At 39.8% G+C, this 12,101-nt stretch carries 12 protein-coding genes; 8 read left to right on the top strand and 4 right to left on the bottom strand.

Annotation, left to right across the window (positions count from 1 at the left end; genetic code table 11):
- The first annotated feature begins 40 nt into the window (after positions 1-40).
- Both E6H07_02425 and E6H07_02420 read left to right on the top strand, forming a co-directional pair.
- Entirely contained in the window at positions 41-1,051 is a 1,011-nt protein-coding gene (locus E6H07_02425; protein TMI66447.1) for a type IX secretion system membrane protein PorP/SprF, read from the top strand.
- A 103-nt stretch (positions 1,052-1,154) separates the two neighbouring features.
- A complete protein-coding gene (locus E6H07_02420; protein ID TMI64791.1) occupies positions 1,155-1,697 on the top strand; it encodes a DUF3575 domain-containing protein in 543 nt (180 codons plus the stop codon).
- Positions 1,698-1,768: 71 nt separating this feature from the next.
- Here the strand turns inward: E6H07_02420 and rpsP are convergent, their stop codons facing one another.
- From rpsP to E6H07_02405, 3 genes are all read right to left on the bottom strand, one after another.
- Complete coding sequence (gene rpsP, locus E6H07_02415) at positions 1,769-2,212, bottom strand: 30S ribosomal protein S16 (protein ID TMI64790.1); 444 nt, start codon at positions 2,210-2,212, stop codon at positions 1,769-1,771.
- 152 nt (positions 2,213-2,364) lie between these two features.
- Positions 2,365-3,690, bottom strand: coding sequence for a signal recognition particle protein (locus E6H07_02410; protein ID TMI64789.1), 1,326 nt, complete (start codon positions 3,688-3,690; stop codon positions 2,365-2,367).
- 122 nt (positions 3,691-3,812) lie between these two features.
- Complete coding sequence (locus tag E6H07_02405) at positions 3,813-4,679, bottom strand: RNA polymerase sigma factor RpoD/SigA (protein ID TMI64788.1); 867 nt, start codon at positions 4,677-4,679, stop codon at positions 3,813-3,815.
- A 314-nt stretch (positions 4,680-4,993) separates the two neighbouring features.
- On the opposite strand from E6H07_02405, the gene E6H07_02400 reads away from it, so the two are divergent.
- Positions 4,994-5,371 carry an ATPase gene (locus E6H07_02400; protein TMI64787.1) on the top strand — a complete coding sequence of 126 codons (378 nt, stop codon included), beginning with the start codon at positions 4,994-4,996 and terminating at the stop codon, positions 5,369-5,371.
- Here E6H07_02400 and E6H07_02395 read toward each other — a convergent pair.
- A complete protein-coding gene (locus E6H07_02395; GenBank protein TMI64786.1) occupies positions 5,353-5,979 on the bottom strand; it encodes a hypothetical protein in 627 nt (208 codons plus the stop codon). The genes E6H07_02400 and E6H07_02395 overlap by 19 nt on opposite strands.
- Before the next feature lie 48 nt (positions 5,980-6,027).
- Between E6H07_02395 and E6H07_02390 the strand changes: the two genes are divergently transcribed.
- The 5 genes from E6H07_02390 to E6H07_02370 all read left to right on the top strand — a co-directional run bounded on the left by E6H07_02390 (position 6,028) and on the right by E6H07_02370 (position 12,101).
- On the top strand, positions 6,028-7,446 hold the full coding sequence (locus tag E6H07_02390; GenBank protein ID TMI66446.1) for a YjgP/YjgQ family permease: 1,419 nt from the start codon (positions 6,028-6,030) through the stop codon (positions 7,444-7,446).
- Positions 7,447-7,689: 243 nt separating this feature from the next.
- The gene (locus tag E6H07_02385) at positions 7,690-9,345 is read left to right on the top strand and encodes a hypothetical protein (GenBank protein ID TMI64785.1); all 1,656 of its coding nucleotides are present in this window, start codon (positions 7,690-7,692) and stop codon (positions 9,343-9,345) included.
- A 41-nt stretch (positions 9,346-9,386) separates the two neighbouring features.
- Positions 9,387-10,577, top strand: a complete 1,191-nt coding sequence (locus E6H07_02380) for a T9SS type A sorting domain-containing protein (GenBank protein TMI64784.1) — start codon at positions 9,387-9,389, stop codon at positions 10,575-10,577.
- 90 nt (positions 10,578-10,667) lie between these two features.
- Positions 10,668-11,681 (top strand): cation transporter, encoded by a 1,014-nt coding sequence (locus tag E6H07_02375; GenBank protein ID TMI64783.1) that lies wholly within the window; start codon positions 10,668-10,670, stop codon positions 11,679-11,681.
- Positions 11,682-11,708: 27 nt separating this feature from the next.
- Positions 11,709-12,101 (top strand): OsmC family protein, encoded by a 393-nt coding sequence (locus E6H07_02370; GenBank protein ID TMI64782.1) that lies wholly within the window; start codon positions 11,709-11,711, stop codon positions 12,099-12,101.

The following is a 12,101-nucleotide window of genomic DNA, read 5'->3' as shown; positions in this document are numbered from 1 at the left end:
GAAAAGTTGTATTTTTAAATTTCACAATTAGGACTACATGATGAAGAGACTTATACCAGTATTTGTGTTGCTGCTTACTAGTTTTTCAGTGAGTGCACAGGATCCTAATTTTTCCCAATTCTTTGCTTCGCCGCTTACGTTGAATCCTGCAATGACAGGGAAGTTTGACGGAGTTTACCGGGTAGCGGGCAACTATCGTAATCAGTGGCCTACATTTAATAATGCTTTCGTTACTTATACAGCTTCTTTCGATATGGGTATTATGAAAAGCAGTTTACCAGAAATAGATCAGTTTGGGGTAGGTATCATGGCATTCAGCGACAAAAGCGGTAATGGAATTTTGTCAAATAATTGTGCTGCTCTTTCGCTGGCTTATCATAAGGGGCTTGATGAAGACGGCTATCATCAAATAGGTGCAGGCTTCCAGGGCACTTATGTAAACAAGCGGCTCGATGTTTCGAAAGTTACATTTGCTGATCAGTTAACGCCACTTGGGTTTACAGGAGTTACTAATGAAATATTTACAAACAGCCAGGTTAATGTTTCCTATTTTGATTTGAACGCCGGCGTATTATATAATGGATCTACCAATGGATACAATAATTTCTATCTCGGCGCCAGTATGTATCATATCAACCGGCCGAAGGAAAGTTTCCAGGGAGGAGAATATTTATTACCTGCAAGGATCACAATTCAGGGTGGATTTAAAATTCCTATAGCTAGTTACCACAGCCTGCATTTTTCAGCCAATCATAGTATGCAGGCAAATGCAAAAAATACTGTTGTAGGCGCAGCATTTGGTTTGAATATAAATGGTGATGAAGAAAACCCGACTAATCTTTTCCTGGGAAGCTGGTATAGGTTCAATGATGCAATTATCCCTTATTTAGGACTTGAGTTCAACGGACTACATCTGGGTTATTCTTACGATGTAAATACAAGTGAACTGAAACCTGGAAGTAACATGAAGGGAGGAAATGAGATATCGCTCATCTTCATTAAAAAACCTGCTGACCCGCTTGCTAAAAGACTTAATTGCCCTAGATTTTAAAAATATTAAACTGGACGGTGATTCGTAAAAACGCAGTAACATAAAAAGTTGCTGCGTTTTTGTTTTCTGGCTTTTTGAAATATCTTGTAAGGAAATTCCCCCAATGAAAAAAGCCATCACCAGTTTTTTTACTGCATTTATTTTATTTATTTCAGCACAAGCACAGGAAGTTGGTTACAACACAACAGATATAGGCGCAGAGTACCAGAATTATTCTGACTGCAATATCATTAAGCTCCACGTTGCATTTAATTCCAAACTGCATCATTCATTTCACTTCAGTGTTGGGTATAACTCGATGAGTAACGATGACCTGCCAGTAGGCGTAAAAGAATTCTCTGGTGGCATTGCTGCGGGGCTCGGCTATCGGTATTATTTTGCTTATAGGGTACACGGTATTTTTATCGGGGCAAGATTTGATTTTCTTTCCGGTAAAACAGAATTATCTACTTCATCTCCTGAGACAAGGGATGCTTCGAGGCTAATGCCTGCAGCCGAACTGGGATATATGTTTCTTATTAATGACATGTTTTTTATTACTCCATCTGTATCTCTGGGAGCTAGATTGAAGCTGAATTCCGAAAGTGATCTTTTGGATGAAGGGTTTACTTTTTTACCTGGAGTTAGCATCGGGTTTAAATTCTAAAATATAGTGGGTGGAAATAAAAAAAGCAGCTAAAAGCTGCTTTGAATTATTTCTGAATTTGAAAAAGCTAATTAAGCCTCACCACCTTCAGTTCTTCTCTCAGGACGACGGCCTCCACTCATTGGACGACGGCCACCACCTCTGCGACGTTGAGCCTCTTCCTGGCGGCGCCTGATCTGGGCTTCATGCTCAGTGCTCCACTTGGTGAATTTTTCCATTGCTGCTGCTTCATCAAACAGTCCCAGGCCAACACCACGGAGTAAATGTTTCAGATAAAGTACACCCTTAAAGCTAAGGATACGGCGAACCGTATCAGTTGGCTGTGCACCTTTGTTCAGCCAGTCCAGTGATTTTTGACGATCGATCTGTACTGTGGCAGGAACAGTGGTTGGATTGTAAGTGCCGATTTTCTGAATGAATTTACCATCGCGGGGACTACGGGCATCTGCTACTACGATGAAATAGAATGGTCTTTTTTTTGACCCATGACGCTGGAGTCGGATTTTTACTGACATCTTTAAATAGAAATTTAAAGGTTAACAAATATTGTTTAAGCCGGTTGAAACCGGGACGGCAAATATAATACGGATAGGGGAAAACGCCAAAGGAAAGTCATTGGTCTTTAGGCGTGAATCAGTTGTGTTTAAGGAAGCAGATTAATAAGCCATTATCTCTTCATACCGGGGATGGACTTGCCAAACATATTCATCTTATTCATGTTCTTCATCATGGCCCGCATTTGCTCAAACTGCTTCATGAAATTGTTTACATCAGTAATATCCTTTCCGCTACCCTTTGCTATTCGTTTTTTGCGGTTCATATCAATCAAGTCTGGGTCAGCTCTTTCGGCAGGCGTCATGCTATTGATCATTGCTTCAATGCCTTTGAATGAATCATCGTTTATATCCAGGTCTTTCACTTGTTTACCTACACCGGGTATCATGCCAAGCAGGTCTTTCATGTTACCCATCTTTTTTATCTGCTCCAATTGCATTTTAAAATCAGCAAAGTCAAATTTGTTCTTGCGGATCTTAGCTTCTAACTTTTTAGCCTGTACTTCATCAAACTGTTCCTGTGCTTTTTCTACCAACGTTGTGATATCCCCCATGCCGAGAATACGCTGCGCCATTCTTTCGGGATAGAATACATCTAGTGTATCCATCTTTTCGCCACTGCTGGTAAACTTGATAGGTTTGTTTACCGTGTACTTAATTGATAATGCAGCACCGCCTCTTGTATCACCATCTAGTTTGGTTAATACGACGCCGGTAAAATCCAATCGATCATTAAATGTTTTAGCAGTATTCACTGCATCCTGGCCGGTCATACTATCTACTACAAACAATATTTCATTGGGCTTTGCAGCATTCTTGATATTGGCGACTTCAGTCATCATCTCTTCATCAATAGCCAGACGGCCGGCGGTATCGATGATGACCACATTTTTATTTTTACTTCTTGCTTCTTTAATTGCATTCTGCGCAATCGCTACTGCATCTTTATTTTCAAGTTCTATATGCACATCTACGCCGATCTGTTCTCCTAATACTCTTAATTGCTCCATCGCAGCAGGGCGATAAACGTCGGCTGCTGCCAGCATCGGGCTAAGGCCTTTTTTGGTTTTAAGGTAATTTGCCAGTTTAGCGCTGAAAGTTGTTTTACCCGAACCCTGTAAGCCTGCAATCAGAATGACAGCAGGGCTTCCTTTTGTATTGAAAGGAGCTTCATCACCACCCATCAGTTCCGCCAATTCATCTTTCACGATCTTTACCATCAATTGTGATGGGCTGATGGCATTGATCACTTTTTCACCAATAGCTTTTTCTTTTATCGTATCGGTAAATTCTTTGGCTATTTTATAGTTCACATCCGCATCCACTAATGCACGGCGTATATCCTTTAAAGTAGATGCAATATTGAGGTCTGTTATTCTTGCCTGGCCTTTTAGGTTCTTAAAGGCACTTTCTAATTGTTCCTGCAGGTTACCAAACATGTGATTTCAATTTCAGTTTCACAAAATAAAAAAGTGAACATCATCATGTTCACTTTTTATGAGTTTGCAAATATAAGTTTAAGTGTAGAATTTTACTTCAGTGTATCCTGTTTTAATAGTTATTAGCCCAAATAAACCCTGAGCTGTTGGCTGCGGGTTGTTGTTTTCAATTTACTGATCGCCTTATCTTTTATCTGCCTTACCCGCTCTCTTGTTAGATTGAATTTGGCGCCGATATCTTCAAGGCTCATCGGGTGGTCCACACCAATACCGAAGAAATAGCAAATCACTTCCTTCTGACGATCGGTCAATGTTTTTAATGAACGATCTATCTCAGTTTTTAATGATTCATTATGATCCAGTTGTCCGTCCGTTTTTTCTGCATTAGGATTTTCCATCACATCCATGAGGGTGCTGTCTTCACCATCTGACAGTGGAGTATCCATGCTTACGTGGCGGGAGTTGATGCTCAGTGTTGCAGTCACTTCTTCAAGATCCATCTGCAATACTTCTGCAAGCTCCTCGGCGGAAGGTTCCCGTTCAAATTCCTGCTCAAGTTGGGTATAGGCTTTTTGAATACGGTTGGTTAAACCCACCTTATTAAGCGGTAGCCTTACAATCCGGGACTGTTCGGCCAATGCCTGCAGGATGCTCTGTCGGATCCACCAAACTGCGTAGGAAATAAATTTAAAACCACGAGTTTCATCGAAACGCTGGGCTGATTTTATCAACCCCAGGTTTCCCTCGTTGATTAGGTCGGGCAGGGATAAACCCTGGTTCTGGTACTGTTTAGCTACCGATACCACAAAACGAAGGTTGGCTTTGGTCAAACGATCCAAAGCTCTTTGATCACCTAGCTTTATTTGGCGGGCTAATTTTACCTCTTCTTCCGCAGAAATGAGCTCGACTTTGCCGATCTCCTGGAGGTATTTTTCCAGACTTTGAGATTCACGATTCGTAATCGACTTCGTGATCTTGAGTTGTCTCATACTCATAGATAGATATGGATTTAAAATGGTTATTACGAAAGGATAGATTTTAGTTAGTCTCGGTACGTTGTTCCTTTATATAATAGCCATCACATTATCGGATTCTTCAGAACATATTGAACTTCAAGCAAATTACTAATTCAGGGCTTACGAACCAAATTAATTTTGCCTTATGGAAAACGACAGACCGGTTTAATTATTTCATGCCGGTTACCCTAATTGGAAAAAATACGAAAAATAAACACCGAAAACCTTTGCTGCTTCGATTAATTTTTTATTATTGCATCAAACCATTGACTTTTTTAAGCAAAATAATGAGCAAACAATTATATACACTCGAATATCCTGTTAGATGTTCTCCCGGCATCCTCTACGAATTTCTGGCTACACCGGCAGGTTTGTCGGAGTGGTTTGCAGATAAAGTGGACGAACGTGACGGTATCATTTACTTTGGATGGAATGGATCCTATGAAAAAGCTGAACTGCTGGAGCAGGAAGAAGATAAGTACGTACGCTATCATTGGATGAATGCACCCAAAGAAGAATTTTTTGAATTCCGTATTGAGAAATCAGAGATCACTAATCAAACAATTCTGATAGTAAAAGATTTTGCTGAAAAAAAAGAAATCAAAGATCAGAGCAGGTTATGGGATTACCAGGTGAAAGATCTTTTTCATCGCCTCGGCAGTTGATCCAGCATTTCCATTATTGTTTTAGTAATTGATACAACCTGTTCAGGCAAATTTTCCCATTGGTATAAATCTATTTTTACTGAAAGTTTGATAAAATTTTTTTCATTGATGATTTGGAGAAATGCATCAATGTCTGTTTTATTCACGGGTATATAATTTGTTTTTTCAAAATGATGTTCCCATTCAGTGTTATTGACGCACAAGTAAAAATCATTTTGATTCAGCGTATCATATTGTGAAATGATGTTTGCAGCATATTGTTCTTTATACTTACCTGAAAGATGCAGAGTGACACTGAAAAAATTTCCCCACCAGAATAAAGTGCGGATAGCAAATGAATTTTCTTTTTCAAAATGTCTTGGATAATCAAGCATCAGCCAGGGAAGGCCATCGTAATTTTCTCCTTTTGAAATTTTTGCTGATGTAATAAAAATTTCAGCAGGCAATGATGAATGCATATTACTAAAAAGAGCTGCTTGTTCATCCTGGCAATCCTGCAGCAGCCATTTCATTTTTTCCATTATGGCATTCTTTGTTAAAATCCATTCTGCATTCCGCATCAGCGATTGCTCCAACTCTGAAAACTGTATTTTTGCCCGGTGCTGCATCCTTCAAAACTAATTCAATCCGGTTGTAAGCAACACTAACGGCGCATGATTAAAAAATTAGACAGGCTGGTTTTAGGGGCATTCATCGGGCCGTTCATCGGCACCTTTTTTATCACCGTGCTTGTGTTGGTCATGCAGTTCTTCTGGCTATATATTGACGATTTTGTTGGTAAGGGACTTGAGCCAATACTTATATTTGAATTTATATGGTACCAGATGGCCGTACTGGTACCACTCGCATTACCGCTCTCCATTTTATTGTCTTCGCTAATGACCTTTGGCAACCTGGGTGAAAGTTTTGAGCTCGTTGCTATCAAGTCTGCCGGTATCTCACTCATGCGGTTTATGCGGCCATTACTTATATTCACATTATTCATTTGCGGTGTTGCTTTTTTATTTTCCAATTACCTCATGCCTGTTGCGCAGCTGAAATCCCGTACAATGCTGGCCGATATTGTATATGCCAAACCCTCTTTTGATCTGCAGGAAGGAGTTTTTTATGATCGCATCAGTGGGTTTGCTATTAAAATAGGAAAGAAAGAAAATGACAGCGTCATCCGCAATGTGATCGTATATGAACAGAGTAATAGTTTGCAGGATAATTTTATTATTGCTCCTGAAGGACGAATGACGGTAACAGCAGATAAAAGATTGCTTGAATTTGACCTGCTGAACGGGTGGCGTTACCAGGAAAGAGGATCCGGTACCGAAACAGAGTATATACGGGTAGGGTTTAAAGAATACACAAAACAATTTGACCTCAGTTCATTCCAGTTTAACCGCACGGCCGATAGTGTAAACCGTTCCGGCGAAAAAATGCTGAGCATGCGGCAACTGAGGCAGACGATTGATTCCATGAAAAAAGAGAATGACAGGTTGAGAAAGCAGCAACATGATTATCATTATGGCCAGTATAACTTTATAAAATATCTTGACAGCAACTGGAAAGCTTATGACACATTTGCGCTAAAGCCGGTAAATAAATTAGATAGCCTGCTGCCCGATTCAGCCCGTCATCTGGTAAATGAATCTGCCATATCGCTGATCAGCACTTTAAAAATAAATATTGAAGCCGGCTCGGGAGAACTGAAAGAAAGAGACCGCAACCTGCGTAAATATAAAATTGAATGGCACCGGAAGATCACCTTATCGATCGCCTGCCTTGTTTTGTTTTTGATCGGGGCGCCGCTGGGAGCAATTATCCGCAAAGGTGGGCTTGGAACACCACTCGTATTTGCCATTATCTTTTTTATGCTTTTTTATTTTACCAGCACGATGGGCGAAAAATTCGGGAAGGAAAATAAAATGCCGGTAACAGCAGGCATGTGGTTCTCCACAATGGTATTGGTGCCTATTGGCATTTTTCTTACGTACAAAGCCATGCATGATTCACAACTTTTCAATAGAGAATATTATACCCGCATTACACGTAAACTGAAAAAGAAAATAATAAATCGTAAGAGTTGAAAATGTTGTTTATTGCAAACGGAAAACAGGTGAAAATCCCCTAAATAGGGTATAGGCCGTGACTATTTTTTACCTCAATTTAGTAGCAGGGAATCCCGTTTACTCACCGGAATCTCCCGTTTACTAAATGAATAATGTAAAGCTAACAGAAGATATTCATTTTTGACATATCTTAATCGCTCAAAACCTATGAAACCCATATCCTTGAAAACATTAGTTGATAGACCAAAAAACAGCATGATTATGAAAAAAATTAGTTTTCTCGTTTGCAGCACACTGGTAGCATTAGTGATGAATGCCCAGTTAAAAGTAACCTCCGGTGCTACAATAACCATTACTGGCGGCGCAGTTGTATTCTGCGGTGGTGATGTAACCAACGATGCCGGTGGTACTATCACCAATAATGGTAAGCTCGAAGTACAGGGAAGTTTTGCCAATGCCGGTACTTACAATACAACTACGGCAGACGATTCATTGATCATGTCTGGCGCAAATAATGTAACGCTTAACGGCGGATCATCTGTGCTTACTAATCTCTGGATCATTAAAACAGCTGCTGCCAACGAAGTAAAACTGGCAGGTACCACTTTATTGAGTGGTAAACTGGATTATGATGAAGGCAACTTTACAACTGACCCGATCACAAACCCCTCGTTTTTATTTTCTGCTCCTGTGACTGCCACATTTGATTTTGCTGCCAACAAAGAAATTGTTGGCCGTGTAAGAAGAACAGGATGGTCAAATGGCGCCATGCGGATCTTTAATCAAGCTAACATGCAGGTAACAACTGCGGGTGGTACACCCCCAACAGATTTTACTGTAACCATGATACCTCAAAGTGCTGGTGGCGATCCAACCGGTACCGAAAGAGAAGTGAAAAGAAAATTCCAGTTTGCACAAACAGGAGGTACAGGATTTACAAGCGATATACGTTATCCTTATATAGATGGTGAGTTGAATACAAATACAGAAGGCAACCTTGTTCCCTGGCAGAATGTAACAGCTGTATGGAATGGTAAGCTTACTCCTGTAACAAGAGATGGCGCTACTAATTATGTATCTACAACAGGATTAACAACAACTGAAATTGCTAATGAATGGAAGTTGGCTGATCCAAATTATACAATGAATGCAACAGCCTTTTTGAGAGGTGCCTGGAATACGGGTGGCTTTATGAATGCTTCTTTAATATCTACTTTAGAAGCTGGTGGAAGTGGCTTGTTACAAGTTTTTAATACACCTCCGTTTAATTATGTAGGAACAGAGTCTGTAAGTGCAGGGTTTTTTACAGCGCATCCAACAATAGTTGATTGGGCATTGGTTGAATTAAGAATGCCAGCTGATGGATTGCCAGCAAGTGCTACTTCGGCAACCATAGTTGGAAGAAGAGCTGGTTTCTTCTTAAGCAATGGAACAATTGTAGGTTTAGATGGAGCAACTCCGATTTCATTTGATATAAGTAAGCAAGGAACAGCTTTTATCGTTATTCGTCATAGAAATCATTTAGGTGTTATGAGTAATGCTATCACATCAAATGCAACTGGTTTTTATAATAATGATTTCAGGTCTCTGGCAAATATTTATAAACCTGTTGGAGCACCTTCTGATCCGGTTGTATTACTTCCTTCAAGCGGAAACTATGGTTTTTGGGGTGGGGATGCAAATAAGAATGGTATTGTTAACGCTACAGATGTCAGCGCAATTAAAAATGCTATTGCAGCTTCTACAACAGGTTATTCATTGACGGATGTAACTCTTAGTGGAACAATCAATGCAACTGATGTAAGTTTGACTAAGGCTACAATCGCTGCATCAGGAACAGGCGGTGCACCAGCAAGGCAAAGTATAAAGATCGTTAAAACAAATATTCCAGATCCAATAGGGCCGGAAGAACAATAAAGTCACATTAGATTAATTTTGAACACCGAAAAAAACAGTTTATGAAAGTGTTTTCTACAACAAAAGTCTTAGCTACAGGAATTCTTTTTTTACTACTTGCAAGTACAAATAGTAGAGCCCAGGTTTGTGAATGGAGATTAGGTAATGTTGTTTATAATTCTGCAGATCCGGATGGAGGAGGCGCAGCAACAGGCTCTGTTACATTTGTTCTTCAGATTCGTACTACGGGAGCTACTATTCCAAATGTTAACTCAATTTCTGTAGGATGGAGTTGGCAAAGCACAAGAGCTATGATTCCAACAACACCAGGCTGTGCAACTGTGAGTAACCCTGCAAATGTTACTGTTTCTCCTTTCTTTGCTGGTGGTGGATTTGCATATACAACAGTTTTTCAGTGTGGGGTATTTAGCCAAACTCTAGGAACAGAAACTTATGATAGAAGAGCAGTAGGAACAATGGATGGTACAGGAGTTACATTGAATACTACATGGCAGGATATGTTTACAGTAACATTGTGGTCACTTGCCAACAGCGGTTCATATGCTGGCTTTGCAATGATAAATTCTGGTAGTGGTGGATCACCATCACCATTTACTACTTATGCAGTTGCTGATGTGGATGCAAATGAATATCCAGTTAATTCTTTGACAGTTAACCCAGGATTACCGTTAAGACCACCAGTTGTTACTCCAGTTATCTTCACATACTTCAATGCTGATTGTAATGATAAGGGTGCATTACTTACATGGGAAACTGCAACAGAAGAAAATGCAGATTACTATGAAGTTCAAAGAAGTGGAAATGGTAGTGACTGGAAAACAGTTGATAAAGTAGATGCATCTGGTAACAGTGCAATAGCCCGTCAATATCAATACCTCGACCTGGAAGGTGGTAATGTTCAGTATCGTCTCCGCCAGGTGGATATAGATGGCAAAACAACCTATACTAACATACGCAGCACAAGTTGCGAAGGCAAATCATTCAGCAGTACATTATATCCTGTCCCAGCAAGAGATAAGATAACATTGGTAGTTCGTTCCGACAGGGCCGTCACAACCAACCTGCAGATACTTGATCTGAATGGAAGAACGGTTAAACAATTGAGAACAAATATTAATAACGGGAATACAAATATCATTATCGATGTTAATTCATTGCCGCAAGGTGAGTATATGCTGATGAGCACAGACCCATCGGTTCGCATCAATAAGAAATTTGTAATAGCGAGATAAACATATTAATCTCTCAGCAAAGAGTAAACTTGCTATTAAAATCAAGATCCATTTAAGTAGTCCCCTGCTTTTTAGCAGGGGGCTTTTTTTATGTACATTCGACAACTAAACACCCGATCATTGCAGGTAAGTAAACAAAATCTCGCAGTACAGAAATGGATAACAGCAGTATCTGTGCTATTGCTTGTCTTTAAGTTTGCTGCCTATTATCTTACTCACTCTGTTTCTATTCTTACCGATGCGCTGGAAAGTATTGTGAATGTGGCAGCAGGGTTTATTGGTTTATATAGTTTGTATGTGGCGTCTAAACCAAAAGATTTTGATCATCCATATGGCCATGGTAAAGCTGAATTTATCTCAGCTGCTGTTGAAGGCACATTGATCGGTACGGCGGGGCTGATCATTATTTATAAAGCCATTAATAGTCTTATCAATCCTGTCGAATTGCAAAAGCTTGATTACGGAATTTATCTTGTAGGTATAACGGCGGTTATCAATTTTGTTATGGGCACTTTTAGTGTGTTAAAAGGGAAAAAGAATAATTCCCTTGCATTGGTAGCAAGCGGCAGGCATTTGCAAAGCGACTGTTATTCTACATTGGGTATTATCGCGGGGCTGGTGCTTATTTATTTTACAGGCTACAAATGGATCGATCCGGTTGTAGCAATTATTTTCGGCTTTCTGATCATTTATACAGGGTATAAAATTTTGCGGCCCTCTATTGCAGGCATCATGGATGAAGCAGATAAAAAATTGCTGGATGAACTGGCTGTTATGCTGAATAAAAACAGGAGAGAAAATTGGGTTGATCTGCACAACCTGCGGGTAATAAAATACGGATCAATACTGCATATCGATTGCCATCTTACGGTACCCTGGTATTTGAATGTACATGAAGCTCACCGCGAAGTAGATGCGTTGTCGGCACTGGTAAAACAACACTATGGTGAATCAGTCGAGTTATTTGTTCATTCCGACGGTTGCCTGGATTTCAGTTGCCGTATATGTGAAAAACAGGATTGTAAGGAGCGAAGGCATAACTTTGAAAAAAAGATCGAATGGACATTAGAAAAGATCCAGCAAGATCAAAAACATCAATTATAAAATAATTACTCTTTCGAGTATTGGGATATGAAGACAACTACAACCTGGAAAAAAAATCACATGTTCGAATCCGAACATGATGGCAATAAAATAAGCGTTGACGGTGATAAAAAACACGGGCATGGCCCCAAAGCATTGCTGCTAAGCGGACTTGCCGGCTGCAGCGGAATTGATATTGTAGATATACTGGGAAAAATGAGGGTCGAGTTTTCTGATTTTAAAATTGAAGTGGAAGCGCAACAGACCGAAGATCATCCTAAAGTTTTTTCAGAAATAAGTATCACTTATCATATGAAAACAAAAAAAGAAAATGAAGATAAAGTGAGGAAGGCCATCGATCTTTCGCTGGAAAAATATTGTGGCGTATCCGCTATGCTCCGTAAAAATTCCCCGATCAATTATCAATTGGTGATCCATTAA

It is taken from the genome of Bacteroidota bacterium (genome assembly GCA_005882315.1).
Lineage (GTDB): Bacteria > Bacteroidota > Bacteroidia > Chitinophagales > Chitinophagaceae > VBAR01.
Note: the sequence above shows the minus strand (reverse complement) of the source record. Positions and strands in the feature narration are given on the sequence as shown.

Bases quoted from the DNA above. Each gene is read 5' to 3' on its own strand.
- E6H07_02425 (TMI66447.1), top strand. From the start codon at position 41: ATGAAGAGACTTATACCAGTATTTGTGTTGCTGCTTACTAGTTTTTCA.
- E6H07_02420 (TMI64791.1), top strand. From the start codon at position 1,155: ATGAAAAAAGCCATCACCAGTTTTTTTACTGCATTTATTTTATTTATT.
- rpsP (TMI64790.1), bottom strand. From the start codon at position 2,212: ATGTCAGTAAAAATCCGACTCCAGCGTCATGGGTCAAAAAAAAGACCA.
- E6H07_02410 (TMI64789.1), bottom strand. From the start codon at position 3,690: ATGTTTGGTAACCTGCAGGAACAATTAGAAAGTGCCTTTAAGAACCTA.
- E6H07_02405 (TMI64788.1), bottom strand. From the start codon at position 4,679: ATGAGACAACTCAAGATCACGAAGTCGATTACGAATCGTGAATCTCAA.
- E6H07_02400 (TMI64787.1), top strand. From the start codon at position 4,994: ATGAGCAAACAATTATATACACTCGAATATCCTGTTAGATGTTCTCCC.
- E6H07_02395 (TMI64786.1), bottom strand. From the start codon at position 5,979: ATGCAGCACCGGGCAAAAATACAGTTTTCAGAGTTGGAGCAATCGCTG.
- E6H07_02385 (TMI64785.1), top strand. From the start codon at position 7,690: ATGAAAAAAATTAGTTTTCTCGTTTGCAGCACACTGGTAGCATTAGTG.
- E6H07_02380 (TMI64784.1), top strand. From the start codon at position 9,387: ATGAAAGTGTTTTCTACAACAAAAGTCTTAGCTACAGGAATTCTTTTT.
- E6H07_02375 (TMI64783.1), top strand. From the start codon at position 10,668: ATGTACATTCGACAACTAAACACCCGATCATTGCAGGTAAGTAAACAA.
- E6H07_02370 (TMI64782.1), top strand. From the start codon at position 11,709: ATGAAGACAACTACAACCTGGAAAAAAAATCACATGTTCGAATCCGAA.